Source organism: Caproiciproducens galactitolivorans, from assembly GCF_004768785.1.
GTDB classification, from domain to species: Bacteria; Bacillota; Clostridia; order Oscillospirales; family Acutalibacteraceae; genus Caproiciproducens; species Caproiciproducens galactitolivorans.
On sequence record NZ_SRMQ01000007.1, the window covers coordinates 76226 to 102259 of the forward strand.

Annotated in this window: 22 protein-coding genes; 10 read left to right on the forward strand and 12 right to left on the reverse strand. The window is 47.3% G+C overall.

Translation table 11 applies throughout. From position 1 onward, the window contains the following. Positions 1 to 33: 33 nt before the first annotated feature. The 8 genes from CAGA_RS08380 to CAGA_RS08415 form a co-directional block, all read right to left on the reverse strand. Positions 34 to 1368, reverse strand: a complete 1335-nt coding sequence (locus CAGA_RS08380; protein WP_135659784.1) for an FAD-dependent oxidoreductase — start codon at positions 1366 to 1368, stop codon at positions 34 to 36. Between the two features lie 135 nt (positions 1369 to 1503). Further along, positions 1504 to 3258, reverse strand: a complete 1755-nt coding sequence (locus tag CAGA_RS08385) for an ATP-binding protein (RefSeq protein ID WP_135659785.1) — start codon at positions 3256 to 3258, stop codon at positions 1504 to 1506. A gap of 12 nt (positions 3259 to 3270) precedes the next feature. Next, positions 3271 to 3969, reverse strand: coding sequence for a response regulator transcription factor (locus CAGA_RS08390; protein WP_135659787.1), 699 nt, complete (start codon positions 3967 to 3969; stop codon positions 3271 to 3273). A gap of 9 nt (positions 3970 to 3978) precedes the next feature. Then, positions 3979 to 4644: a phosphate signaling complex protein PhoU gene (phoU, locus tag CAGA_RS08395; RefSeq protein ID WP_135659789.1), complete on the reverse strand. Its 666-nt coding sequence runs from the start codon at positions 4642 to 4644 to the stop codon at positions 3979 to 3981. 52 nt (positions 4645 to 4696) lie between these two features. Then, positions 4697 to 5452, reverse strand: a complete 756-nt coding sequence (gene pstB / locus CAGA_RS08400; protein WP_135659791.1) for a phosphate ABC transporter ATP-binding protein PstB — start codon at positions 5450 to 5452, stop codon at positions 4697 to 4699. Positions 5453 to 5455: 3 nt separating this feature from the next. Further along, positions 5456 to 6328: a phosphate ABC transporter permease PstA gene (gene pstA, locus CAGA_RS08405; protein ID WP_135659793.1), complete on the reverse strand. Its 873-nt coding sequence runs from the start codon at positions 6326 to 6328 to the stop codon at positions 5456 to 5458. Further along, positions 6318 to 7676, reverse strand: a complete 1359-nt coding sequence (gene pstC, locus CAGA_RS08410) for a phosphate ABC transporter permease subunit PstC (protein WP_243112997.1) — start codon at positions 7674 to 7676, stop codon at positions 6318 to 6320. The genes pstA and pstC overlap by 11 nt, the downstream gene beginning before the upstream one ends. Next, positions 7673 to 8548: a phosphate ABC transporter substrate-binding protein PstS family protein gene (locus CAGA_RS08415; RefSeq protein ID WP_135659795.1), complete on the reverse strand. Its 876-nt coding sequence runs from the start codon at positions 8546 to 8548 to the stop codon at positions 7673 to 7675. The genes pstC and CAGA_RS08415 overlap by 4 nt, the downstream gene beginning before the upstream one ends. Before the next feature lie 301 nt (positions 8549 to 8849). Here CAGA_RS08415 and CAGA_RS08420 point away from each other — a divergent pair, with 301 nt between their 5' ends. The 3 genes from CAGA_RS08420 to CAGA_RS08430 all read left to right on the forward strand — a co-directional run bounded on the left by CAGA_RS08420 (position 8850) and on the right by CAGA_RS08430 (position 11316). Further along, on the forward strand, positions 8850 to 9704 hold the full coding sequence (locus tag CAGA_RS08420) for an amino acid ABC transporter substrate-binding protein (protein WP_135659797.1): 855 nt from the start codon (positions 8850 to 8852) through the stop codon (positions 9702 to 9704). 193 nt (positions 9705 to 9897) lie between these two features. Then, positions 9898 to 10539 (forward strand): amino acid ABC transporter permease, encoded by a 642-nt coding sequence (locus CAGA_RS08425; protein WP_135659799.1) that lies wholly within the window; start codon positions 9898 to 9900, stop codon positions 10537 to 10539. A 12-nt stretch (positions 10540 to 10551) separates the two neighbouring features. Next, on the forward strand, positions 10552 to 11316 hold the full coding sequence (locus CAGA_RS08430) for an amino acid ABC transporter ATP-binding protein (RefSeq protein ID WP_135659801.1): 765 nt from the start codon (positions 10552 to 10554) through the stop codon (positions 11314 to 11316). A gap of 119 nt (positions 11317 to 11435) precedes the next feature. Here CAGA_RS08430 and CAGA_RS08435 read toward each other — a convergent pair whose 3' ends face one another. Next, positions 11436 to 13226, reverse strand: coding sequence for an aminopeptidase P family protein (locus CAGA_RS08435; protein ID WP_243112998.1), 1791 nt, complete (start codon positions 13224 to 13226; stop codon positions 11436 to 11438). A gap of 395 nt (positions 13227 to 13621) precedes the next feature. Here CAGA_RS08435 and CAGA_RS08440 point away from each other — a divergent pair, with 395 nt between their 5' ends. Together CAGA_RS08440 and CAGA_RS08445 are read left to right on the forward strand one after the other, a co-directional pair. Further along, the gene (locus tag CAGA_RS08440; protein WP_135659803.1) at positions 13622 to 14071 is read left to right on the forward strand and encodes a MarR family winged helix-turn-helix transcriptional regulator; all 450 of its coding nucleotides are present in this window, start codon (positions 13622 to 13624) and stop codon (positions 14069 to 14071) included. 41 nt (positions 14072 to 14112) lie between these two features. Then, positions 14113 to 15489 carry a citrate/2-methylcitrate synthase gene (locus CAGA_RS08445; protein ID WP_135659805.1) on the forward strand — a complete coding sequence of 459 codons (1377 nt, stop codon included), beginning with the start codon at positions 14113 to 14115 and terminating at the stop codon, positions 15487 to 15489. Positions 15490 to 15842: 353 nt separating this feature from the next. Here the strand turns inward: CAGA_RS08445 and CAGA_RS08450 are convergent, their stop codons facing one another. Next, positions 15843 to 16709 carry a MurR/RpiR family transcriptional regulator gene (locus tag CAGA_RS08450; protein WP_135659807.1) on the reverse strand — a complete coding sequence of 289 codons (867 nt, stop codon included), beginning with the start codon at positions 16707 to 16709 and terminating at the stop codon, positions 15843 to 15845. Positions 16710 to 16741: 32 nt separating this feature from the next. Further along, positions 16742 to 18340 (reverse strand): ABC-F family ATP-binding cassette domain-containing protein, encoded by a 1599-nt coding sequence (locus tag CAGA_RS08455; RefSeq protein ID WP_135659809.1) that lies wholly within the window; start codon positions 18338 to 18340, stop codon positions 16742 to 16744. Positions 18341 to 18509: 169 nt separating this feature from the next. Between CAGA_RS08455 and CAGA_RS08460 the strand changes: the two genes are divergently transcribed. Together CAGA_RS08460 and CAGA_RS08465 are read left to right on the forward strand one after the other, a co-directional pair. Then, complete coding sequence (locus CAGA_RS08460; RefSeq protein ID WP_135659811.1) at positions 18510 to 18887, forward strand: metal-dependent transcriptional regulator; 378 nt, start codon at positions 18510 to 18512, stop codon at positions 18885 to 18887. Between the two features lie 12 nt (positions 18888 to 18899). Further along, on the forward strand, positions 18900 to 19802 hold the full coding sequence (locus tag CAGA_RS08465) for a CFI-box-CTERM domain-containing protein (RefSeq protein ID WP_135659813.1): 903 nt from the start codon (positions 18900 to 18902) through the stop codon (positions 19800 to 19802). Positions 19803 to 19889: 87 nt separating this feature from the next. On the opposite strand, the gene CAGA_RS08470 is transcribed toward CAGA_RS08465, so the two are convergent. Then, complete coding sequence (locus CAGA_RS08470) at positions 19890 to 20360, reverse strand: hypothetical protein (RefSeq protein WP_135659815.1); 471 nt, start codon at positions 20358 to 20360, stop codon at positions 19890 to 19892. A 588-nt stretch (positions 20361 to 20948) separates the two neighbouring features. Here CAGA_RS08470 and CAGA_RS08475 point away from each other — a divergent pair. The 3 genes from CAGA_RS08475 to CAGA_RS08485 all read left to right on the forward strand — a co-directional run bounded on the left by CAGA_RS08475 (position 20949) and on the right by CAGA_RS08485 (position 25951). Beyond that, entirely contained in the window at positions 20949 to 21545 is a 597-nt protein-coding gene (locus CAGA_RS08475) for a TetR/AcrR family transcriptional regulator (protein WP_135659817.1), read from the forward strand. A gap of 73 nt (positions 21546 to 21618) precedes the next feature. After that, a complete protein-coding gene (locus CAGA_RS08480) occupies positions 21619 to 23799 on the forward strand; it encodes an efflux RND transporter permease subunit (RefSeq protein ID WP_135659819.1) in 2181 nt (726 codons plus the stop codon). 19 nt (positions 23800 to 23818) lie between these two features. Beyond that, positions 23819 to 25951, forward strand: a complete 2133-nt coding sequence (locus tag CAGA_RS08485) for a coiled-coil domain-containing protein (protein WP_135659821.1) — start codon at positions 23819 to 23821, stop codon at positions 25949 to 25951. Positions 25952 to 26034: the final 83 nt, after the last annotated feature.

Genomic DNA, 26034 nt, shown 5'->3' on the forward strand with positions numbered 1-26034 from the left:
CATATTCATTCCGGATTCCGTCCGCAAACAGCCTTACTTACTTTTTAAGTCCTTCAGCGTCGGATTGCTAATCAGTTTACCGTCCTTGGTATATCTGGAACCATGGCAGGGGCAGTCCCATGTTTCTTCATCCGGATTCCAGTATACCCGGCAGCCTAAATGCGCGCATTTGCGCTTTGGCGGGGAAAACAAACCCGCGGTAAGGCCAGCCACCGACTGACCCGCGTCGGTGAAAAGGTTTTTTGCGGAGGCAGACGCATGAAAACGCTGCGGGGAAAAAACCTCCGCGTTTTTATGCGTGCGCCCACAAATTTTATCGCTGAGAATCATGGCGGCTACCATCGAAGTTGTCATGCCCCATTTTTTAAACCCGGTCGCCACAAACAGATTCGGAGTGGAAGAACTGTATTTGCCGATATAAGGTATGTTATCCCATGACACGCAATCCTGTGCGGACCAATGGAAAACCTCGCAGCTGTTCGGATAATATTTTTTTGCGAATGCACGCAGTTTTTCATAGCTGCTTGTTCCCGGATGCTTGCCGGAACGATGTCCTCCGCCGCCAATCAGCAGCAGCCCTGCATAGCTGCGGAAAGAATAACCGTCCGGATCTGCGTCGATATACATTCCGTTCGGATCTTCCGCATTTTCCAGCGCGATAACATAGGAACGGTCCTGATGCATACGCGCAAAATACCAGCCCGGAACATTGATGAAGGGGAAATGGGTCGCAATAACAATCTTATCCGCCGTCACCCTGCCGCGATTTGTAACAATGCTATCCCCGCGCACGATCAACGCTTTCGTGTTTTCATATATCTCCAAATCCTTTGAAATGGCCTGTATAAATTTAAGCGGATGAAACTGCGCCTGATTGGAAAATTTCACCGCCGCCTTCACTTCAAACGGCAATCCTGTGGATGTTGTAAACTCCGCGGGAATTCCAAGACTGAGCGCAGCATTCGTCTCGGCCACAATGTCTTCCATCCGGTTAAGGGAATACACAAACGCGGGCTTTGTTTCCCAATCGCAGTCAATGTCGTTTTCCGAAATGATGCTTCGATACATTTCAATGGCTTTCTGGTTTGCATCGGCGTATTGCTTTGCCTGTTCCTCTCCAATGTTCTGTATCAAGCTGTTGTAAATCAGATTATGCTGTATGGTAACTTTTGCCGTTGTATTTTTTGTTACGCCGCTTGCTGTCTCCGCCGCTTCCAGCACCGCAACCTTCATCCCTTCCTTTTGCAGCAGGTACGCCGTAAGAAGCCCTGCCATTCCCGCCCCGATCACGACTGTTTCTACAACCATATCGCCTTTCAGCGAATCCCTTTTCGGCAGGCTGCAGCTTTCGCTCCAAATCGATTTCATAGAATATCCCTCCCCTGTTAAGATTTACAAAATTTTATATGATATACCAAGCTATACAAAAAAGCATCCGGTTCAAAATTCACCCGGATGCTTTTTCATAGTATTCCTAATATTCAACTTGGCTGGCTTCGCCCATTATTGTGCGCTGCCTTCCGGATTTGCCTTCGCGGAAAGCAGCGGAAGGCGAACCATAAAATTGCTTCCCTTCCCGATTTCGCTTTCCACGCCGACTTCCCCACCGTAAAGGGCGGCGAGGTGCTTCACAATCGAAAGTCCAAGCCCCGTCCCGCCAATTTCGCGGGAACGGCTTGTGTCTACACGGTAAAAGCGTTCGAACAGCCGGTCAAAATGCTCCGGCGCAATACCTATTCCGGTATCCTTTACGCTGATAACCGCGGTTTGTTTCTGCCGGCGGAGCGTAACCGTCACGCTCCCGCCCGGTTTGTTGTATTTAATCGCGTTCTCTATCAAGTTTCCGAAAAGCTGCTGCAGCCTTGTGGGCGACGCGGAAACGAATAGGGAACGGTCGACATCCAGAACAAGCGCTACATTGCTTTTTTGCGCCATCGGGAGAAGGCGGTCCACACACTGCTTGAGTTCCTCCGCCAGATTGCAGGAGCAGACGCTCGGGTCTTCCCTGGCATTTTCAATTTGGGACAGCGCCAGCATATCGTCAATCAAACGGCGTAGCCTTTCCGTTTCAATATCCAGCACATCGTAGAAATAGCGGCGGGTTCCCTCGTCGCGATCCGCGCTTTTTAAAAGCTCGATGCTCCCGCTAATGGACGTCAACGGTGTTTTCAGTTCATGCGTAACATTTGCGACAAATTCGCTTCGCATCTGCTCCAGCTTATGCATCAGGGTCACATCTGTAATAACAGCTAGCGCGGACTCTTGCTTCTGCCCGGCAATGGGGGAAACATAAACGGTAAACTGTTTGTCCCCCGGGCTTACCATAATCGTTTCCTTTTCAGCTTTTGAGGAATCCATCGCCTGTTTCATTAACCCGGCAATTTTCCCAATTAAAAGGCTGCCCTCAAAGGTTGAGCCCTCTTTAAAGCTCAACCGATCCAAAAGCTTCCGGGCACTATGATTCAGAAAAAGAATCTGGTTTTCCTTATTCACGGCAAGCACGCCATCGTCCATTCCTTGAAGCACGCCTTCCAGCTGGTTTTGCTTGGCCGTAAGCTGCGAGAAAGCGGCTTCGGTGTTTTCCGCCATCCTGTTAAAGGAACAGGCAAGCTCACCGATCTCATCCTTATAATTTCCCTTTACGCGGCTGGAATAATCCCCTTCGGAAATCCGTTTCGCCGATTCTGTCAGGCGGTTCAGCGGTTCTGCCATGCGACAGACCAAGATTCCTGTCACTAGGAAAACGATTGCAATTCCAAAAAGCATGCTCAGCGCCGCGATCGTCCAAAGCTTTTCAAGAATGTCGTCCAGATCCCTCGTCGGCAGCGCCGCACGAATGAAAAACTGATCCGGAACATACAGTGCTTCATAGTAATACTGCTCATTCAAGCTTGTGCTGACGCGCGTATCGTAGCCCCGCCCCTTTTCCCTTGCCTGAAGGATTTCGGGGCGGTTGCTGTGGTTTTGGTTGATTTCCGTATCCGCGCTGTCGCCGGTAACCTTCCCGTTCAGATCGATAATGCTAATGCGCATTTCCTGATCGGACTGCTTGAGCTGAACGCCCACCGCCGTTGCGGCGGCCTCAGGGTTCCGCCGGATTTCCTCTGTCTGCGTGGACAGAATGCTGAGAGCGGTGTCGAGCCGCCTTGTGAACTCTTTGTAATACTGCTGTTGAATCTCGAATCCCGCCAGCAAAAACGCCGCGGCAAACCCCACTATGATGATCGCCGCATTGCTGAGCATCAGCTTCTTTTTCATAGCTGCCTCCGCTTAATCCGGTTCGGTAAATTTATAGCCGACCCCGCGCACCGTATAAATGTAGCTAGGACTGTCCGGGTTATCCTCGATTTTCTGGCGCAGGTAACGGATATGTACGTCCACCGTGCGGGTATCGCCATAATATTCCGTACCCCAAACCTTGTCGAGCAGGATATTGCGCGTCAAAACCTTCCCGCTGTTTTTCATCAGCATCACCAGAAGATCGAATTCCTTCAGCGTCAGTTCAATGGGCCTGCCGTCTTTTTTAACCGTATGGCGCAGAATATCCACACTGAGGTTTCCCTTCGTAATCGACAGCTCCGGCGCAGCAGCCACCGGCCGCGCCGTCCTGCGCAGGACGGCGCGGACACGGGCGCACAGTTCTTTCACGCTGAACGGTTTTACAATATAATCGTCCGCCCCGATTTCAAGCCCTAGCACACGGTCAATTTCGGCTCCCCGCGCCGTCAGCATCAGAATCGGAATATTCCGTGTGGCGGAATCCTCCCGTAAAGCCCGGCAAACCGCCAGCCCATCAGGATGCGGCATCATCCAGTCTAAAATAATCGCGTCCGGCCGCCGCTGTTTTACGGCGTTCAGCAGTTCCGTCCCGTCGGCGAACGCAGCGGTTTCAAACCCGCTGTCCTTTAACCCGATTGCGACCAACGTCCGGATATTCATTTCATCATCCGCTATATAAATAAGTGCCATTCGTATCCCCTACATTTCTTTTGTATTCAAATCGGGATGGACTCCTGTCTCCATATAGATGACCCATTCGGCGATATTGGTAGCATGGTCGGCCATACGCTCCACGTATTTTGAAATAAAAAGCAAATCCACTTCGCGCATTACGTTGCTCGGATTTTCCGTAATAATTCCGCAAACCTCCAGGATAATTTTCGCAAACATGGAATCCACATTATCGTCGCTGAGGCAGACCTCCCGCGCGGCTTCCACGTCGTGGCTGAGAAAAACGTCCATCGCACTGCGGAACATTGCCCGCGCGGCCTCCATCATCTGTACCACATGGCTAATGGCGAGGCTGTTGGTGTTCAGTTCCCCAATCGTCAAGATTTCACAGATATCCGCGCACTGGTCGGCTTCGCGCTCAATATCGGTAAGGATTTTCAGGCAGGCTGCGATCACCCGTAGGTCGGACGCCAGCGGCTGCTGCAGCGCAATCAGGTTCATACACAATTTTTCAATATTGTGCTCCATCTGGTCAATTTCATTGTCGCTGCCCGCGACATCCGCCGCCTTTTTCAAATCCATTGTGCGCAGCGCGGCGATTGTTTCCTCGATACGCTGGTCAACGGCATTTCCCATATTGGTCATCTGCGAAATGAGGTTCGCAATTTCCCTGTCAAAAATTTTTCTGGGCATAGGAATCCCTCCTTTTATTATACAGGGTTATTTCTGAAATAGCTATAAGAAATCAACCGAAACGCCCGGTAATATAGCGTTCCGTACGTTCGTCCTTCGGATTGTTGAACATCGTAAGCGTATCCGTATATTCCACAATCTGGCCAAGAAGAAAAAATGCGGTACGATCGGCAATGCGTGCGGCCTGCTGCATATTGTGGGTTACGATGATCACCGTATATTTTTCACGGAGATCGTCCATTAAGTCCTCTATTTTCAGCGTGGAAACCGGGTCGAGCGCACTAGTCGGCTCATCCATCAGAAGAATATCTGGCTCCACAGCCAGCGCGCGCGCAATGCACAGGCGCTGCTGCTGCCCGCCCGAAAGTCCAAGCGCGGATTTTTTCAGCCGATCCTTCACTTCGTCCCACAGCGCGGCGCTTCTCAAGGATTTTTCCACGATTTCATCCAACGCCTGTTTAGATTTTATCCCGTGAATGCGCGGGCCGTAAGCAATATTATCGTACAGCGACATGGGGAACGGATTCGGCTTCTGAAACACCATGCCTGCGCGCTTCCTCAGTAAAGTCACATCCGTACGCGGGTCGTAAATATCCTCTCCGTCAATTTTTACGGTTCCTGTAATTTTGCAGTTTTCCACCAGATCATTCATACGGTTCAACGTTTTCAGACAGGTAGATTTTCCGCAGCCGGAAGGGCCGATAAAAGCCGTAATCCGATTTTTGGGAATTTCCATAGAGATTCCCTTTAATGCTTGAAAATCGCCGTAATATAAATTTAAATCCTCTATCACAATTTTACTTTCCATTTCTTATCCTTTCCTAAGAGCACGGGAAAACAGTTCTGCAATCCGGTTGAGCAAAAAAACCAGGATCAGCAGCACCGCCGCGGTTGCAAAAGCAATATGCATAGCGTCGGGGGAAGAAGCTTCGCGCGCGGTCTGGTATAAATGCAGCGTCAAAGTGCGGCCACTGGCAAAAATCTGCCGAAAAAAGCCACGCGGCATATTATAGGACAACCCAGAAGTAAACAGCAACGCCGCGCTTTCCCCAACAATCCGCCCCATTGCCAGAATAACGGCAGTAAGTACGCCGGGCAACGCACAGGGAAGGACCATTCCCATTACGACGCGCAGCTTCCCGGCCCCGAGCGCCATCGCGCCCTCCTTGTAAGCATCCGGGACGGAAAGGAGCGCTTCTTCCGTAGTACGGATGATTGTAGGCAGAACAGTAATGGACATGGTAAGGCACCCCGCAAGGATGGAGGTTTGCAGGCGGAAAAGGATACAGAACACCGTGTATCCGAACAGCCCAAACAGGATTGACGGGATACCCGAAAGTACTTCAGTGGTAAAGCGGATTGCTTTTACGAACCTTCCCTGCTTGGCATACTGCGTTAAATAGATGGCCGTGGAAATTCCGATTGGCGCGGAAATCAGCAGCGTGATCCCTACAATGTACATGGTATTGATGAGCATGGGCAGGATTCCTTTCAGACTTTCGTCGGTTTCGGAATAGGCCGTCGAAAGGAATGTCCACGATACATACGGAAGCCCGTTTACGAGAATATAGAGCAGAATTCCCGCGAGGACGGTAACCGTCAGAGCCGCCGCAGCATTGATCAGAAATTTTAGCGCAGCGTCGGCGGGGCGTTTCCTTTTACCATACAGCGAATTACCTAGCATCCATCCGCACTCCTCTCCTCGATATAAACGTAAAACTAATATTCACAATCATAATAAAAAGGAACAGCACCAGCCCAATGGCAAAAAGCGCCTGGCGGTGCAAACCAGAGGCATAGCTCATTTCCATGGCAATACCGGTTGTGAGCAGGCGCACCGTGCCAAGAAGCGTCGGCATATTTGCCACATTGCCTGCTACCATAATTACCGCCATGGTTTCGCCGATCGCGCGGCCGACCCCCAGAATCACACCGGCAAGGATGCCCGACCGGGCGGCCGGAATGCTGACTTTAAAAATCGTAATAACAGGCGTCGCTCCTAAGGCAAGCGAAGCCTCGCGGTAGGCCTGCGGCACCGCTTTCAGAGAGGTTTCCGTAACGCTGACAATGGTAGGAAGCACCATAATCGCTAAGATCAGAATGGCGGCCAACAAGCTGTCGCCAATGGTATGGTTCTGAAAGGGCGGAAAACTGCGGATTGCCGGAACAATCACCTGCATCCCGAAAAATCCGTACACAACGGACGGAATTCCCGCCAGCAGCTCAATTGCCGGATGAACAAGCCTTGCCAACTGCGGCTTTGCCGTTTCCGCCAGAAATACCGCCGTCAAAATTCCAACGGGTACACCAAGAAGAACCGCACCGGCCGTTCCCGCAACAGAGGATAGAATAAGCGGGAGGATGCCGAACGCCCCAGCTTCCGCATTCCACTCCCTTCCGAACAGAAACTGCCCCAATCCGATCTGCGCAATAGCGGGGGAACCGGCGGCAAAGATATAAACCGTTATAAAAGCAACCGAGCCAATGGAAACGCAGGAGAATACAAGGAAAATGGATTCCGCAAGTTTTTCCGCCCCCTGCGTCCAAACGGAAAGCACCGCGCAGGCAATTCCACCGGCCAGTACATAAAGAAAGGGCCAAAGACAGTAAATCGAAACCTTGCTGATATTCAGTTGTGTAACCGCCGTCTGAATCGAAGTAGTGGAGATCAATACAAGCAGCGGCGTAATTCCGGACAAAGCATAGGCAATTGCGGCGAATACAGGCTTTCGGAAAATCAGCAGAATGATTCCGGCAGCCGCAAACAGCATGCCGGAAATCACCGCGGCTCTGGCCAGCACCGGAATCGTTACCACCGCGCTGAGTCCCGATCCGTGCACGCGGAAGCCCTTTGCCGTAGCGAGTTGAAATCCGCTCACCAAATACGTTGTATCCTTAAAAACGAACTGCATATACGGAAGAAAAAATGAAAAAACGGAACCAAGGCTCAACGCAACCGCCATGCCTTTTTTCACACGGTTCTTTTTTCGATCCTTTCGCGTGTTCTTCATGCTGTTGAATACCATGCTCATTGTACCGTTACCAACCCTGCTTTTTTAATTACAGCCTTCCCCTCTTCTGATTTTACAAACGCAAACCATGCTTTCACGAGGTCGCTGTCCGTGTTTTTTTTGTAAATTTCTATAAACGGTCTTTGCGCTTTATAGGTTCCGTTCACAATATTTTCTTCATTTGCTTTTACATGGTCAATGTCAACCGCTTTTATGCTGTTGTTCAGCGAATCGAGTGAAACATAGCCAATGGCTCCCTTGTCGCTTCCAACTTTGTTTACAACCTCGCCGGTAGAAGAAAGCTCCGCGGCATACTTGCACTTTTTTTCGCATTTAAAAATGCTTTCAAACCCGTCGCGCGTACCGCTCGCGGCTTCGCGCCCCAGAACGGTAATTTTCCGGTCGTCTCCCCCAACGTCCTTCCAATTGGTAATTTCCCCGGTAAAGATTTTTGCAATCTGGTCACTAGATAAATCGGATACCTTGTTGTCCGTATTGACAGCAACGGCAATCCCGTCGATGGCGATCGGAACGATTTCAAAATCACCCGGATTTTCCTCCGGTTTCATATTTCTTGAAAGATCTCCGATGAAAGCTGTTCCCGCACGTACTGCCTTCGCCGCGTCGCCGGAACCCGTTCCGGCTTTCTCAACCGTTACCCCCGGATACTTTGCCTCAAAAGCTTCGCCAAGAGCTTGACAGACCTTCGCCATGGAAGTTGAGCCGTTCAGGGTTAACTTTCCACTTAAGGCAGATGTGTCGGTGGTAGTGCTCTCAGCCGATGTTTCCAACATGGAATTTGTGGAAACGGTTCCCTGAATTTCCGAATCGCACCCCACAAAAGCAAAACACAGAATTGCAGCCGATAAAATGACGGATAGCATTTTTCTCATTATTGCCCCTCCTAAGTATTCCTATTTATTAAGTCCAGCTTAATAGTAACGGGGTAATGTTAAATACATGTTAAGCTTAGTTTAGATTGTATTTAAAATAAATATACCCTATATCTGACAGCTAAGCGGAGCAAAAACAGCTTTATGTTCTATGATACGTTCCGGCTTTGTCTATATCGCTGTCCAGTCCCGAAAAAGAAAAGGGTTCGTGGTGCAACTCAACGAAATTTTATTTCCCTCTTTACTTTAGCGTGCTAATAAGGTAATATACTAACGGAAGATCAAAGAAATGAGGTTTATTATGAAAAAGATTATTGCATTGTTATTAACCGCCGGAATCGCTCTTTCCTGCGCCGCCTGCGGTATCGTCAACAGCGCCACCAGCTCCGGTTCCTCCGCCCTGGCAGAGGATGATTCCTGGAACAAAGTACAGAAATCCGGCAAGCTGGTGCTTGGTTTGGACGACGCGTTCCCACCCATGGGATATATTGATACGAAGTCGGGCCAGTTGGTCGGCTTCGACCTTGATATTGCAAAAGAAGCCTGCAAACGCCTGAACATCGAGCTGAAAACCCAGCCAATCGACTGGGATAACAAAACGGTTGAGCTGAACAACGGCAACGTGGACTGCCTGTGGAACGGCTTCAGCAAAACCCCCGAACGGGAAGAAAAATTCAACCTGAGCACGCCGTACATGAAGAACCAGCAGATTATCCTGGTGAAAACGAATTCTTCTTTCCAAGGCTTGGACTCTTTAGCCGGGAAAACAATCGGCGTGCAGTCGGACTCTTCCGCCGAATCCGCCTTGAATTCCAATGAAAAATTTAAAAATTCCCTAAAATCGGTGGTGCAGATCGACGACTACTCGAAAGCAGTACTTGAACTGCAAAACGGCACAATCGATGCCATCGCTATCGACGAGGTTGTCGCCCGCTATTACCTGGCGAATAATCCTAACGCCTACCGGATTCTTCAGGAAAAGGACGGTAAGGACTCCTCCCTTGCAACCGAGGACTATGTAATCGGTTTCCGCAAAACGGACAACACGCTGAAAACAAAAATTGAAGGTGCTTTGAAAGAAATGGCGGCCGACGGAACAATGGCCGAAATTTCAAAAAAATGGTTCGATAAGGATGTTACGACCATCGGAAAGTAAACTTTCTAATGCCATACTACAGCATTCCGAGGATGGTAACCAAGGAAGCCATGTATAGACCTCCAACCGAAGTTTTCTCTTCACTCGGTTGGAGCCACCATTTTTTCCCAAGCGGCATGGAATCGGACAAGGTCCGGTTCCGTGCCTTTGGCTTTTTATCCTTGGTGCATTGAATATTTGGAGGTTCTCATTCATGAATTATCAAATGCTGCTGACACAGATGCTGGAAGCAACGCTTATGTCCCTGCGCATCTTTTTTGTCACGCTGATTTTTTCGCTTCCGCTGGGGCTGCTTGTTGCCAAAGGACGAATGAGCAAAATCGCGGTCATTAACCTGCCGGTAAGGCTATACATACTTTTGATGCGCGGCACGCCGCTGATGCTTCAGCTTTTATTTTTCTTCTACGCTTTCAAGCCCCTTTTCGGCATTCAGCTTGACCGCGTTTTGGCTGCCGAGGTCGCGTTCGTTCTGAATTACGCGGCTTATTTTGCGGAGATTTTCCGAGGAGGAATTGAAGGGATCCCAAGGGGTCAGTACGAAGCGGCAAAGGTCCTCGGTTTTACGCGGAAGCAAACCTTTTTTCGCATTATTCTTCCGCAGGTTATAAAGCACATTATTCCCCCGATGGGCAACGAATTTATTACTCTTGTAAAGGATACTTCGCTTGCGCAGGTAATCGGAATTGTGGAACTGCTGAAGGTAACCTCCAACTGGGTTTCATCCGCTGTAGAAATGACACCGCTGGTGATCGCAGGCGCTTTCTACCTGATTATGAACGGGATTGTCACCCGCTGCTTCACCATAGCGGAAAAACGACTGGACTATTACCGTTAAGGGGGACCATCCATGCAAATTTTATCTGCAAAGAATATTAAAAAGAGTTACGACGGCACCCAGGTGCTGAACGGAATTTCCATAGAAATAAATAAAGGAGAGGTTCTTGCCATCATCGGGCCTTCCGGTTCCGGAAAAAGCACCTTCCTTCGCTGCGTCACCCAGCTTGAAACGGTGGATTCCGGAGAAATTACCATTTGCGGCGAAACACTAGTTAAGAATGACGCAGCCGGCAAGGCTGTTTATTCTGATCGTGCGTCCTGCGTTAAGATAGGATTGCACATTGGACTTGTCTTCCAGAATTTCAACCTGTTCCCGCATTTTTCCGTCCTGCAGAATATTACGGAAGCGCCCATCCGGGTACTCAACAAGTCCAAGGAAGAGGCGGAAATCACCGCGCTTGCGCTGCTGAAAAAAATGGATCTGTCCGACAAAGCGAACGCCTACCCCTGCCAGCTTTCCGGCGGCCAGCAGCAGCGTGTTTCTATTGCACGCGCACTTGCCATGAATCCGGACATCCTGTTTTTCGACGAGCCAACAAGCGCACTCGACCCGGAGCTTACCGGGGAAATATTAAAGGTCATCCGCTCCCTCGCTTCGGAACGCATGACCATGGCGGTTGTTACGCATGAAATGAAATTTGCTCGCGACGTTGCGGATTACGTTGTTTTTATGGATAACGGAACCATTATTGAGCAGGGCAGGCCGGAGCAGATTTTTGAAAACACGCAGAACGAGCGCACCAAAGCTTTTCTTTCCCGGTTTAACGAAGATTGATTCCAGAAGAAGTTTTCCTTCAAAAGGGCAGCCGTCCCGGCTGTGCCGGGAGTTTTCGTACTGTTTTCGTACAAAAAAGGACGCGCTGTGTTTTCACAGCACGTCCCTTAAATATGTAATTATCTGCTGATCGGCGTGGTGTGTTCTTTCAACCACGCAAGCGCTTTGCCAGAAAGGCGCGGCGACAGCTTTTCATAAACCAGCTTATGATAATTATTCAGCCATGCAATATCCTCGTCGGACATCAGATCCATGACGATTCCCGCGGTATCAATCGGGAAATACGTGATGATATCAAACCGATAGAACTGGCCGTATTCGGTGTTCCGGTCTTCGACAACAAGCATGATATTTTCCGTGCGGATACCGTGCTTGCCCTCTTCGTAAATGCCGGGTTCGTTGGTAACAGTCATTCCCTTTTTCAGCACGACATTGCTGCTGATGCGGAGGTTTTGCGGGCCTTCATGCACGCCGCCGAACATCCCGACACCATGCCCGGTGCCGCAACGGTAATCAATGCCATGCTTCCAAACCTGTTCGCGGCTGAGAATATCCACATTTCCGCCGGTGCAGCCTTCCAGAAACACGGCGGAAGCCAGGGCAATATGTGCTTTCAGAACATACGTATAATGCTCTTTTTCCTTCTGCGTAAGTGGGCCCATAACAAAGGTTCGGGTGATATCGGTTGTCCCCTCAAGGTACTGCCCGCCGGAATCCACAAGCAGGAAGCCTTCGGTTTGAATGGTACTGCAGGTATCCGGTTTCGGCGAATAATGCATCATTGCGGCGTTCCCTTTATAAGCGGCGATTGTGCTGAAGCTTTCGCCCTTGTTGTTGGGCTGCTTTGCGCGGCACTCTTTCAGCATGTCGCAGACCGTGCATTCCGTCACCTTTTCGCCGTTCTTCAGCATTTCATCGAGCTTTACGCGGAATTCTACCATCGCGCAGCCGTCCTTTATATGCGCTTCGATAATATTCTTTATTTCCGTTTCATTTTTCACGCCCTTCAGGCCGGTTACCGTATCCTCCCCTTCCTTTATGGTAACATTTGGATTCTGTTTCAGAATCCGATACAGTTCGTAATTAAAGCCTGCGGGGTCAATCAAAATGGTTTTCTTGGTATTGATATTTTTCAGTACCGCATCAATTTCCTCGTACTCCTGAACCGTAACGCCGTTCTCTTTCAGATACGCCAAAACTTCGGCGGGAACCCGCTTCGTATTGATGAACAGGTAAGCAGAATCCATATAAACCGCCGCGTAGGAAACCGCAAGCGGGTTGTATTCGATATCGTCCGCGCGAATATTCATCAGCCATGCGACACAATCCAGCCGCGCGATGATTTCCCCGTCCGCTTTCTGTTTTTTCAGTTCGGAACGCACCTGCTCAATCTTTTCTTTACAGGTGTAACCAGCGTATTTTACATCATGGATGAAAACCTCCGACGCGGGTATGGCGGGCCTGTCCGGCCAAATATCACAAATAAGGTCAACCGACTTGATCTTCAGCTTTTTCTCCTGGAATTTTTCCTCCATTTCCTTCACTGAAGAAACGGAAAGCATTTTACCGTCGAATCCGACGGTTTCGCCCTGGTTAAGCTTATCGGCCAAAAATTCGGTATAAGTAGGAACACCCTTCACCGCCATGCGGTACAATTCAATTTCGCTGCCGTCAAGCTGGTGTGCCGCCTGAATAAAATATCGGCCGTCTGTCCAAAGGCCGCTTTCCTTTTCAGTTACCACAAGGGTGCCGGCGGAACCGTCAAAGCCCGAAAAATAACTTCTCGCCTGCCAGTGTTCGGGAAGGTATTCGCTCATATGCGGGTCGGAGGAAGGAATGATACAGGCCTGCACGCCATTCTCCTTCATTTTGCGGCGAAGTGCAGCCAGTTTTTCATTTACGCTGATCATAGTTGATTACTCCTTTTTATCTGAAATGCAGAAATTTGATAATCGCATACTTCTATGTAATTTCATAATTTACATTTGTAAAACAACAATTTTTTATTTCATAAATACATACTGCAGAATGGCCCAAACCGCTGTGGTTTGAGCCATTTTTTAATAAAAATCCAATGGCTGTATAAAGAAAAGTATAGGCTCTCCCGAAAATGTTGTCAAGTTCTGCCGGACAGGGAAGTTTTTTTAAATACGAATATAATGTATAATTAACCGCATACTCACATAAGAATTCACAATATGTTCACAAGTGGATACTTGAACTGAATCAAAAAATAATTTAAACTTAAATTCATCAAATGATGATAGTCATAAAATGTTTATTATAATTGGCTAAGGGTGTTAGTATGACAGACAATTCTTGCGTACAAGCTGATGAAGATGTTTTTCATTTTATGTTATTTGTGCACAGAGCGCTAGAAAAACCTTTTGAAGAATATTTTAAAGGCAAATTTACCACTTTACAGCTGAACGCGCTGTGCACACTATGTGCGAACGGCCCCATGACTATGAGCGATTTGGCCGCAAGCCTACACACACCGCGCCAGCAAATGAGCAAATTAATTGAGAAGCTGTACGAAGACGGCTATATTGTCCGCAGTCTTGACCAAAACGACCGGCGGAAAATACGGATCGCCATTTCGGAAGAAACAGCGATATGCATTAACGAAGGTCGTAAAAAGTTTGATAAATTCATTAAATCCTACCTGAAAGGGCTGGATGAAGCGGATTACAAGGATTTTAGCTATGCAATTCGAATAGTAAACCGAATTCTCACCAAATTCCCCCAACGGTAGATTGTATAATTATTACTACTTAGAAAAAGGAGAGTTGGAAAATGGCCAAAAACGTAGATGAAAACTTTTTTGCAGTAACACCTGAAATTCTAGAACTGACCGACCTTTGCAAAAGCCACAGCACCATCGACCCCGAGCTGTATGCAAAGTATGATGTAAAACGCGGCCTACGGGATATTAACGGAAAAGGCGTTTTAACGGGTTTGACCGAAATCTCCGATATTATCTCCTCAAAAGAAGTCGATGGGAAAAGCGTTCCCTGCGAAGGGGAACTTTACTATCGGGGAATTAACATTGTCGATATTGTCCGCGGCTTTATCGCGGAAAACCGCTTTGGTTTTGAAGAAACAACCTATCTGCTGCTTTTCGGCGAATTACCGAGCGCGGAAAAGCTGGAAAAATTCAAGCAGCTTCTGTCCAAATACAGAACCCTCCCGACCAATTTTGTTAGGGATATCATTATGAAAGCGCCGACTTTCGATATGATGAATACGCTTGCCAGAAGCGTTCTGACACTGTATGCCTATGACGAAAGGCCGAACGACACTTCGCTACCCAATGTTCTGCGGCAATGCCTTGAAATGATCGCTCTGTTCCCGCAGCTTGCGGTATACGGCTATCAGGCTTATGCCCATAATGTGGACCCGAATTACAGTTTCTTTATCCACACGCCGAAGCCGGAGCTTTCCGTGGCGGAAAACATTCTGTACATGCTGCGGATCGATAACAAATATACGGCTTTGGAAGCCCGGATCCTGGATCTTGCGCTGGTTCTCCACGCGGAGCACGGCGGAGGAAACAACTCCAGCTTTACCACGCACGTGGTCGCCTCTTCCGGTACGGACGCCTATTCGGTCATCGCGGCGGCACTCAGCTCGCTGAAAGGGCCGAAGCACGGCGGAGCAAATATCAAGGTCATGATGATGTTCGAAGATATGAAAAAGAATATCGACGACTGGGAAGACGAAGATAAGGTAGCCGATTACCTGAATAAGCTTTTAAACAAAGAAGCGTTCGACCGCGCCGGCTTGATTTACGGCATGGGGCATGCTGTTTACTCCCTTTCCGATCCGCGCGCCAACATCTTTAAAAAATTCGTAAAGAGCCTTTCCGAAGAAAAAGGGCTTACAAAGGAATACAAGCTCTATTCCCTTGTCGAACGCCTCGCTCCGGAGGTTATCGGTCGCCGGCGCAAAACCTACAAGGGCGTCAGCGCAAATATTGACTTTTACAGCGGCTTTGTTTACCACATGCTCGGCCTTCCGCCGGAGCTTTTCACGCCGGTTTTCGCAATGGCGCGTATCGCCGGCTGGAGCGCTCATCTGCTGGAGGAACAAATTAACGTCGGTAAGATTATCCGTCCGGCTTATAAGAGCATTTCCGCCCACAGGGAATATGTCCCCCTTCACGAGCGCTAAACAATGTAGTGACGGCACTTCCGCTTAGGAATACCGCCACTTTTTTGTTGCCTTTTTTCGCGTCCTTCGCACCGTAGAATCCCTCTGTTTCCCGTATTGCAAACCATTGGGGTCCCGGCTGCGGGGCACTAAAAAAGAACGCCTTAACAAGATGGCAATTCCCCTTTCCTATGCCATCCTGCCAGGGCATCGTTTGCTTTATGCGAACTCCATACGCCTGTCTATAAACATTATTGAATACAAAGTGTGAACTGCTTTACCAGTAATGCCGCAAAACTTTTCGTTCTCTGGATTCAATACCGTACAAAAAACGGACACCCTGTCGTTTGCACAGAAGCGTCCGTTTTAATTATTCAATAGAGCTTTTCCAAAACTGCACCCGACGTTTTCTTTTTATTCCGGCTGCTCACGTCATAGGTTCTCTTAAAGTACTCCATGTAAATCAGGTCAAGAAGCATCATCTGGCTGATCCGGGCGGAGGTGGAACCGCCTTGAAGAGGGCCTTCATTGGTACCGCATAGAATTACTACATCGGAATAGGCAGTAAGGGGGGATTTTTCAAAGCGGGTAATGCTGACCACTTTTGCCCCCTCCTGCTTCGCCTGGCGGACAACCTGAATGGTATCCTTTGTCGCACCCGAATAGGATATGACAAACGCAAGGTCGTCCGGCGTCAGCACGGACGCGGCCATTGCCTGCATATGGGCGTCGGGAACGCTGTGGATTTTCGACGTGATCCGGATAAATTTATTCACGGCATCCTGCGCGGTCATCAGGGAGGAACCTACGCCAAAGAAATAAATCTGTTTCGCGGAAATCATATAGTCAACCGCCTGGCTTAATGCCTCATAATTAAGGAGATCAAAGGTCTCGTTCAAAGCATTCTGATTGATTTGAAGCACTTTTCTGGCAACTTCCTCAATCGAATCCTCCTGAGTAATTTCGCTGGACAGCATGGAGGCAATCCGGTCATCTTCGTCATCATCGGAAATGCTCAGGGACAGCTGCATTTTAAACTCCTGATATCCCTGGAGCTGCATGGTTTTACAAAAGCGGAACACACTAGTGTCCCCAACGTCGCACGCTTCCGCCAGGTCGGTAATCGACATAAACAAAACTTTTTTGGGGTTCTGAAGGACGTAATCCGCTACCTTCCTTTCTGCCTTGGTAAAAAGGTTATAACGCGAATTGATTTTAAGGATAAATTCTCCACTTGCCATTTTTTCACTTCCTAATGTAGAATCTTTGTTTTTTAAGCTAAAACACCGTCACGCGCTTCAAGATACTCGTCATAAGTGCAAAGACGATCAATAATCCCGTCCTCCGTTATCTCAATAACACGGTTGGCGATCGTCTGCACAAACTGATGGTCGTGGGATGCGAAAAGCACAACACCTTTAAAATCCATCAACCCGTTGTTTACCGCAGTAATAGATTCCAGATCCAGATGGTTGGTCGGCTGGTCCAATACAAGGACATTCGAGCCGAACATCATCATGCGCGAAAGCATGCAGCGCACTTTTTCGCCTCCGGAAAGGACATTTACCGGCTTTAAAACATCGTCTCCGGAAAACAGCATCTTGCCCAAAAAGCCGCGCAGATAAGTTTCCGTCGTATCGCTCGAATACTGTTCCAGCCATTGGATAATACTTTTATCACAGCCGTTAAAATAAGGGGAGTTATCCTGCGGGAAATAGGAACGGCTGGTCGAAACGCCCCATTTAAAGGTTCCCGTGTCCGATTCCATTTCTTCCATAAGGATTTTAAACAAAGTGGTATTCGCCGTCTCATTGGAACCGACAAAGGCAATCTTATCCCCCTTGTTAACGCGGAAGCTGACGTTGTTCAGCACTTTCACGCCGTCCACCGTCTTTGTCAGCCCCTCCACCTCTAAAATTTCCTTGCCGGGTTCGCGATCCATTGTGAAGCCCACATAGGGATAGCGCCGGGAGGAAGCGGGCATTTCCTCAACCGTAATTTTTTCTAGCAGCTTTTTGCGGGAGGTTGCCTGCCTGGATTTCGACTTATTGGCGGAGAACCGCTGGATAAAACTCTGCAATTCCTTGATTTTTTCCTCCGTCTTTTTGTTCTGGTCGCGCATCATGCGTTGCATGATCTGGCTGGATTCATACCAGAAATCATAGTTGCCCACATACATTTTGATCTTGTTGTAATCAATATCGACGATATGGGTACAGACGTTATTCAAAAAATGGCGGTCATGCGACACAACAATAACGGTTCCGGGATAGTCCATTAAAAAGCTTTCCAGCCATGCGATGGATTTATTGTCAAGGTCGTTGGTAGGCTCATCCAGAAGAATAATATCCGGCTGCCCGAACAGAGCGCGTGCAAGCAGAACGCGGACCTTTTCGGTGCCGGTAAGCGTATCCATCTGTGCATAGAGCAGCATATTATCAAGACCAAGGCCCTGCAGAAGCTTTCCAGCCTCTGTTTCCGCCTCCCAGCCGTTCAGTTCGGCAAATTCGGCTTCCAGTCCAGCGGCGCGAATACCGTCTTCGTCGCTGAAGTCTTCTTTTTCATAAATTGCATTCTTCTGCTGCAGCACTTCATAGAGGCGCTCGTTCCCCATCAGGATCGTTTCCAGCACGGTATAGGAATCATAGGCGTGGTGATCCTGCTGAAGTACGGACATGCGAAGGTTTTTGTCAATCGACACCTCACCCTTCGAAGGCTCAAGCTCCCCGGAAAGGATTTTCAGGAATGTGGATTTTCCCGCGCCGTTTGCGCCGATTACGCCATAGCAGTTTCCTTCCGTAAAAAGCAAATTTACATGGGAAAACAGATTTTGGCCGCTGAATGCCAGGCTAAGATCTGATACAGTAATCATAGTTCCTCCGAATTTGTTTCAAAATTTGATCTATTCCATTCTACCATAAGTCGGAAAAGATAAGTATGTGAAATTTGTGAAGGAAAACTGCTCGTACTTGTTATTTTTGATGAACAATGCTACAATATGAAGAAATATCAGCATTCCGCGATGGGAGGAGGTATGATTTATGAAGATCCAGGAATCCGGTGAAAATTATCTGGAAACCATATTGATTCTGCAAAACCAGAACGGATATGTCCGCTCGATCGACGTTGCCAACTATATGAATTTCTCGAAAGCAAGCGTAAGCCGCGCGATGGGGATTTTGAAGGAAGCAGGCTATCTTACCATGGAGCCGAACGGCAACCTCGTTCTGACGGAGGCTGGTAAAAAAAAGGCCGACTCTGTTTATGAACGCCATACATTAATTGCTAAATTTTTGGAAATGACCCTTGGTGTCAGTAGCGAAATTGCCTTGCAGGATTCCTGCCGCATTGAGCATGTCATTAGTGATGAAAGTTTCTCACGAATTAAAAAATACACGCAGAACTCTAACTCAGATTAAAAGAGGTGTCCTATGACCTACGTAAGCGCCGTGTGTCCCCACTGTAAAAAAGAACTGCAAATTCCGGATAACGCAGAAAGCATCGTATGCATGTACTGCGCCCAGCCGATCAACGTAAAAGAACTACTACATCCAAAACAGGAAACCGGCCAGAATTATCAAAGATTAATGGATGAAGCCGAATCCCTTTTGACGGATGATATTTTTATTTGTACGGAGGAATTTAAAAATATCCGCTCCAGTACGTATTCCTCCGCATTTCAAAAATACGAAAGCATGATTTCTCCCGCGTTGAAAGCATACTGCATGGCGGCGACGGAAGGCGACGATGCCGCCGGCTATTTTGCGGGTATACTGTTCGACCGTTTTCAAAAGCAGATAAAAGCAATTGGCATTAAAAAAGAAAGCGATGCGCGCCTTTTCGAATACCGCTATATGATCGTGGCGTTTACTATTCCCGCAATTGTAGCCCGCAAAACGCCGCAGGCGGAAGCGCTCGCAGACAGCTTTCTGAAAATATGGAATACCCATTATCCGAAAAATCCGTTGGGAAAATCCAATTACGAATCCATCAGCAGCGGATTCCGGAAAAAACTCTGCTATATTACAACCGCGGTATGCCGCTCGCTTCAAAGGGATGACAACTGCTATGAACTGAATGCCTTCCGCAGCTTCCGCGACGACTGGTATGCAAAAACGCCCGAGGGAAAGGCAAAAATCAGCGAATACTACCTGTTTGCGCCGATGATTGTGCGTGCGATTGAACGTTCAAACAACCGGCAGGACGTTTATCGGGATATCTGGCTCCGTTATTTAAAGCCCTGCCTGAGAAAGCTGGAAGAAGGGCGTTTACAGGAATGTGCGAAATCCTATGAAGCAATGGTTCTGGATCTTGAACAGAAATGGTTAAATTAAAATACAATCCACATAAAAAAGAACTTGAAGCAGCGAAAACTGTTCAAGTTCTTTTTTATGTGGTGTACAAAAAGGAAAAAGTTTTTATCAGCTATCTCGTTTTTCATCTTCCCAGCGGATGACTTCCGTATTTCCCTGCATGTTTGCCTGCTCCATCAGCTTTAGCATTTCAAACGCGCTACGAAAATGCTGGGTCTGGTTTTTCTCAACCCAAGTAATTGTCCCTTGCCAGGTGCCGTTCATCCGGTACTGCACATTGACGATGAAGGTTGTCGGTTTCTCTTTTAAAAAATCGTTCAGGGATTCGTCCACGGTATCCTCCACCCTTTTCACAATTCTTCTTGCTTTCTTATAACGAAATTTACGGCTTTGGAATGCTGCCTGCGGAAATCCAATGCTGTCAAACATGTTATCCATGCCGTTGAGCAATTCCCATTCGCTTTGGAACTGCATCGTTTTTTTATAATGCTCACTATATATATGTCCTTTTAAAGTCTCACTTTTTACGGAGTTAAGGTAAACAACACTTTGAGCCGGCGTTAATCTTCCTCTTTGCATGATGCATTTCATCACCTTTATTCTATACATTAGTAACATTATAAATCTGCCCGGTCACATGCCGGTCACAATGTAAGAATAAAAATAAAATTAACAATTCATTCAAAAAGAATAATAAACTAAAATTCTTATATTCAAAAATAGACGCAACGGTTTGAAACGCTACGTCTATTTTAGAGTAAATGCATCAAAGTCCGTTTTTAAGGCTATTGTTCTTTTGTATTATTATAGTGCATACGTGGTAAAATTTCAACTTATTTACCCAAATTAATGAAAATTTTACGCTTTATTCATTATTATTCGTTAATGATGTATGGAATGGTTATGACGACAACGTTTCTTCGCTTCACCAGCGCGGATTTTAACCCCAGAGAGGTCTGGTTATGCAGCGCATAATGCCACCATCAATCAATTTGTACACAAAATATACCATTGTGTACAATAGCATTCATTAAACCCAGGTTGAATTTGTTCAATTGTGCCTTGACAGCCTTTTTTCAAAGGATTATAATACAAATGACTAAAAGTCATTTTATCGTAAATAAAAAATAGATTTCAATAGTATAGAACAGAAAGGACTAAGCTGAGGTGAAAAAGACAAAAGTAACGGAAAACAAAAGAATCAAAATGACCAGGCTTTATGATTCCGCCTATGAACTGTTCACGTCAAACGGCGTGCACAACACGGTAATCGACGACATTGTAAAAAAAGCCGGCGTTGCCAAAGGAACTTTCTACCTCTACTGTAAAAACAAATACGACCTGGTGGACAAGATTATATTGCACAAAAGCTCCGCCCTGTTTGACAGCGCTATGAAGGCCGTTGCAGAAAAGCATAAGACTGACAAAATGGACTTCACAGAAAGCGTCATTTTTTTTGTAGATTACCTCTTGAACTATTTTAAAAAGAACAAGGAGCTGTTATCCCTGATCTACAAAAACCTTTCCTATGGCCTTTATGAAAAAGCGCTCACTTGTGAAGAAATGGAAGAGGCAAAGCGAGTTTTTATCGAGCACTTTATTACAAAAGGAAGTAACAGCGAAGTGGCAAAACAGCGTCTTTTCATCGTTGTTTCCATGGTGGGGGCCGTCTGTTACAACTCCATCGTGCTGGAAATGCCTTATCCAATCGACAGTATCAAGCATGAATTATATCTGTCCATTACGGAATTACTGAGCTGTTGAACCGCCCGGGAATCGAAATTTTCAAAATCATTGATCATTTCAGCACAAAATATGAAATAGGAGCGCGGCACGAATGAAACTACAGGACTCAAAGAAGCAATCGCATTCTATTGTCGATTTTATTATTAACAAGCGGAAACATATCGAAAGATTTTTCATCGTCTTGGTAATTATCAGCGCTTTTCTGAACAGTTTTGTCGGAATTAACTATGACTTAACAAAATACCTGCCGGATACCACCCTTTCGCAAAAGGGAATCAGCGTAATGAAAAAGGAATTCGGGTATCCGGGAACAGCGCGAGTCATGATCGACAATGTGACGCTGTATCAGGCAAAGGCCTACAAGGACCGCATTGAAGCGGTCGACGGTGTGGATATGGTCGTTTGGGCCGATACAAAAAAGGATATTTACCAGTCCGGCCAATTTATCGATAACAAGGATATCGACGAATATTACAAAAACGGCTATTCCGTTATGGATATTACCTTTGACGAGGGCGATACCAGCAAAAAGACTTCAAAGGCAATTGACAAAATCAAGGCTATCACCGGCGACAAGGGTCATTTCATAGGTGCGGCTGTACAAAATAAATCACTTAGTGAAAACCTGAATATAGAAGTAAAAAAGGCTACCGTAATCTGCGTAATCCTAATCCTCATCACGCTGCTTCTAACAACCACATCCTGGTTTGAACCCATTCTGTTCCTGCTCATCATGGGGATCGCCATAATTATCAACATGGGAACCAATATTTTTCTAGGGGAAATATCCTTCCTTACCTCCAGCGTCGGTCCTGTCCTGCAACTGGCCGTCGCCATGGACTACTCAATCTTCTTAATCCATTCCTTTACAGCAGAAAGGCAAAAGGGCATGAGCCTGGAAGATGCCATCGCAGTTGCTATCCGACATTCCGCGAAATCCATTTTAGCCTGCGGCGTCGCAACCTTCTTCGGATTTATCGCTCTAGCCCTGATGAAATTCTCGATCGGCTTTGATATGGGCGTCGTTCTGGCAAAGGGCATTTTCTGCAGCGTCGCCACCGTCCTGTTTCTCATGCCGTCCCTGATTATCCGCTGGGCCGGATTAATTGAAAAAACCGCGCACCGCCCCTTCCTCCCTCCATTCGACAAATTTGCCAAGGGCGTATTCAAGGGACGCTTCGTCTTTGTTGCGATAGCATTGCTGGTCGCTTATCCGGCCTACGTAGGAAAGGGAATGACCGACTTCGTTTACGGAAGCCAGGCCGTCGGCGCCGGCATGGGTACGAAGGTGTATGAGGACGAACAGCTCATCAACAAGCAATTCGGCCGAAGCAACATGCTGCTGCTTATTGTTCCCAATACGTCCCGGGTAACGGAAAAAAAGCTTGTCAATGAACTGGATAATCTGAAATATACAAAGAGCATCACTTCCTTAGCGGATAAACTGCCGGACGGCCTTCCGGAAAGCATTATTCCAGAGAGTATCACCAGCGAGCTTCACACAAAGAATTATGCAAGGATCCTGATGTACATAAAAACAAAAGATGAAAGTAAACTGGGTTTCCAATGTTCTGACCAGATCCAGTCCATCGTAAAAAAATATTACCCGAAGGATTCCTATGTGGTTGGTACCACGCCATTCACACAGGATATCAAAACAACGATCACGAGCGACTACGACTTTGTTGACGCGCTGTCCCTGCTGTCCGTTGCTATCGTTGTTATGATTACCTTTAAATCCCTGCTGCTTCCGGTCATAATCCTTATTCCAATCGAAATTGCCATCTTCATTAATATGCTGTTCCCTTATCTGACAGGAAACCGGCTGATCTTTATGGGATACGTCATTGTAAGCTGTATTCAGTTGGGAGCCACGGTCGACTACGCTATTCTGATGACGAACAACTTCCTGGAAAGCAGGCAGCGGCTTGGCCGGAAAGAGGCGACGATTGATGCGATTGCCACCACCACGCCGCCGCTTCTAACCTCCGCAACCATCCTTACGATGGTCGGTTATATTCTTTATTTTACTTCCTCCATCAGCGCAATCGGGGACATCGGCCATCTGATCGGAAGAGGAACAATGTGCGGTTTCACGTTGGTTATTACTGTGCTTCCGGCATTGCTCTATATCTTTGACAAACCGATTAAAAAGCACATGGAGCGGATGGATCGCCTGCGCGAAAAGAAAGAAGCAAAGCAAAAAGTTCTGCGGCAAAATTTCAATTCTAAAATACCGTTTTTGAACGCCCATAACGGGCAGTCCGTATAATAATCAGGGAGGAATCACCATGAAAACGAAATTACAAAGAGTTTTAGCAGGTTTTCTTTCCGTTGCAGTCCTAATACCGATTATGCCTACTTCCGCTCAGGCAGCAGCCCCAGTTGTTACCACGGATGAGGCAGTTTATGTAAATTTGGATTACTACGGAAAAACGCAAGATGTGGAAATTGTGAAAGGATGCAGCTTAAACGGGAACAATCAGTTTACTGACTACGGCAGTTACAGTAATGTGGTCAATATGTCCACGGAAGCGAAACCGACCTTGTCCGGGGATTCCGTAAGCTGGAATCTTCCGAAGGGCATGACCGGCAGATTTTATTATCAATGCACACCAAAGAACGGCACGGTTAGCATACCTTGGAATTTTGATGTGTCATATAAGCTGAACGGCGTCCCTGCCGACGCAAAAAAGCTGGCCGGTGCCTCCGGAACGGTTGAAATCAATGTAAAAGCCACTCCGAATAAAAATGTGGCTGACTATTACAAGAACAACTTTCTTTTGCAGGTAGGCATGCTGGTGAAAATGAAGGATACACTAAGCGTGGAAGCACCCGGCGCACAGCTACAGTCCCTTGGCGACTATAAAGCCGTGTTATTTGCAGGCCTGCCCGGGGAAGAAAACGACTTTACCATCCGAATTGGCACAAACAGCTTTGAAACAACGGGCGTTTTCATGCTGATGATTCCCGGCACGCTCGAGCAGTTAAAGGATATCAAAGACCTGAAAGAGGATAAGGACACGTTTAAAAGCTCACTAGATGCAATACATATCAGCACAAACGAAATTCTTGGGACAATGGAAGGCATGACAACCGGGCTGAACCAACTGCAATCCGGTGCAAGCTCGCTGGACAGCGCCCGCGGCATCATCAGTTCCTCCAAAGGAAACGTCTATAACTACGCAGACAAATCCCTTGAGGACTTAACCAAGATTGCGAATAATACCAGCGCGCTCGTTCCCCATCTTCAAAAAGGACAGCAGCTCGTACTGGATGTAAACAACGATGTGAATTCCCTTGTCCAGACGCTGAATTCCTCGAAATCCGCTCTCAGTTCCCTGTCCAGCTCGATCAGCTCCATTCGGAGCGATGTGAAGGACATTCGTGATAACCTGGATGACGTAAGCGGTACAGCCAGCAAGCGCGATAAAGTAACGAATGATCTGACCTCCGACTTAAAAGCTGCAAAATTACAAGCCGATCAACTAAAAGCCGTTCTTCCCGCCATACAAAAGGACGCTGCCACGCTGCAAAAAAATGCGCTGAGCTTAAAAGACGCCCTCGGGAACGTAGACGTTTCCAAATACTACGGAGACTCCAGCATAATGAGCGTTTTAAGCACTTCGAAAAGCACGCTTGAATCCCTGCAAAAAGTTTCCGACGAAACAACCCCTTTGGTCAATAAACTCAGCGAGGTATTGGGAAAATCGGATGCATTACTAAAAACAGGCGATGATACCGTCGACATGGTGAATTCGTATTTAAGCTTAGTCGACCAAGGCATTAGTGACGCCGACGATTTGCTAAAGCATGCGAATAATGCGGGCGCAGATTTGAAAAATCTTCTTGCGATAGCAGAATCCTTAGTTGATAATATCAATACATTAAACACCACCTTGAACCAGTACAAAGACGATTCGGTGAACGCACTAAAAGACGCACAAAACCTGTTGCAAAGCCTGACAAACGGAATAGCGGACTCCCACGCTTTCCTGGCTTCGCTGGAATCCATGGTGCGGTTAAGCGGAAATAAACTGGACGACGGCACACGCAAAACCTTGAACGGCCTGATTAGTGTATTGGAGCAAAGCCTGGACGGAATTGGGAACACCCCGACCATTCGGGACGCAAACAATAAAATTCATGACGCCATCGACAAGGAAATTGATAAATTCGAGGATGATAATAATCTCCTGAATCTTGATTCACAAGCGAAACCGATTTCCTTTACCTCTCCAAAAAACCCGGCGCCCTCCAGCGTCCAAATTGTTCTACGGACGCAAGAAATCAGTTTGGACGACAACAATGGAGAGAACGGGGACCTGGAAAAATCAGAGAATGATATGAGCGTACTGGATCGAATCAAAAATCTGTTTATAAAGCTTTGGGACGCTCTCACCTCTGTATTCTCTGATGAATAGATTTGTACAAGAAGGGCAGCGGCAAACTACAAAATGTAGTTTGCCGCTGCCTTATCGGGTTTTGTTCCTTTAAGGACGTGCAA

Bases quoted from the DNA above. Each gene is read 5' to 3' on its own strand.
- CAGA_RS08465 (WP_135659813.1), top strand. From the start codon at position 18,900: ATGACCTACGTAAGCGCCGTGTGTCCCCACTGTAAAAAAGAACTGCAA.
- CAGA_RS08415 (WP_135659795.1), bottom strand. From the start codon at position 8,548: ATGAGAAAAATGCTATCCGTCATTTTATCGGCTGCAATTCTGTGTTTT.
- CAGA_RS08450 (WP_135659807.1), bottom strand. From the start codon at position 16,709: ATGGCAAGTGGAGAATTTATCCTTAAAATCAATTCGCGTTATAACCTT.
- CAGA_RS08425 (WP_135659799.1), top strand. From the start codon at position 9,898: ATGAATTATCAAATGCTGCTGACACAGATGCTGGAAGCAACGCTTATG.
- CAGA_RS08455 (WP_135659809.1), bottom strand. From the start codon at position 18,340: ATGATTACTGTATCAGATCTTAGCCTGGCATTCAGCGGCCAAAATCTG.
- CAGA_RS08485 (WP_135659821.1), top strand. From the start codon at position 23,819: ATGAAAACGAAATTACAAAGAGTTTTAGCAGGTTTTCTTTCCGTTGCA.
- CAGA_RS08390 (WP_135659787.1), bottom strand. From the start codon at position 3,969: ATGGCACTTATTTATATAGCGGATGATGAAATGAATATCCGGACGTTG.
- pstB (WP_135659791.1), bottom strand. From the start codon at position 5,452: ATGGAAAGTAAAATTGTGATAGAGGATTTAAATTTATATTACGGCGAT.
- CAGA_RS08420 (WP_135659797.1), top strand. From the start codon at position 8,850: ATGAAAAAGATTATTGCATTGTTATTAACCGCCGGAATCGCTCTTTCC.
- CAGA_RS08460 (WP_135659811.1), top strand. From the start codon at position 18,510: ATGAAGATCCAGGAATCCGGTGAAAATTATCTGGAAACCATATTGATT.
- pstA (WP_135659793.1), bottom strand. From the start codon at position 6,328: ATGCTAGGTAATTCGCTGTATGGTAAAAGGAAACGCCCCGCCGACGCT.
- CAGA_RS08440 (WP_135659803.1), top strand. From the start codon at position 13,622: ATGACAGACAATTCTTGCGTACAAGCTGATGAAGATGTTTTTCATTTT.
- phoU (WP_135659789.1), bottom strand. From the start codon at position 4,644: ATGCCCAGAAAAATTTTTGACAGGGAAATTGCGAACCTCATTTCGCAG.
- CAGA_RS08445 (WP_135659805.1), top strand. From the start codon at position 14,113: ATGGCCAAAAACGTAGATGAAAACTTTTTTGCAGTAACACCTGAAATT.
- CAGA_RS08380 (WP_135659784.1), bottom strand. From the start codon at position 1,368: ATGAAATCGATTTGGAGCGAAAGCTGCAGCCTGCCGAAAAGGGATTCG.
- CAGA_RS08385 (WP_135659785.1), bottom strand. From the start codon at position 3,258: ATGAAAAAGAAGCTGATGCTCAGCAATGCGGCGATCATCATAGTGGGG.
- CAGA_RS08435 (WP_243112998.1), bottom strand. From the start codon at position 13,226: ATGATCAGCGTAAATGAAAAACTGGCTGCACTTCGCCGCAAAATGAAG.
- CAGA_RS08430 (WP_135659801.1), top strand. From the start codon at position 10,552: ATGCAAATTTTATCTGCAAAGAATATTAAAAAGAGTTACGACGGCACC.
- pstC (WP_243112997.1), bottom strand. From the start codon at position 7,676: ATGAGCATGGTATTCAACAGCATGAAGAACACGCGAAAGGATCGAAAA.
- CAGA_RS08470 (WP_135659815.1), bottom strand. From the start codon at position 20,360: ATGCAAAGAGGAAGATTAACGCCGGCTCAAAGTGTTGTTTACCTTAAC.
- CAGA_RS08480 (WP_135659819.1), top strand. From the start codon at position 21,619: ATGAAACTACAGGACTCAAAGAAGCAATCGCATTCTATTGTCGATTTT.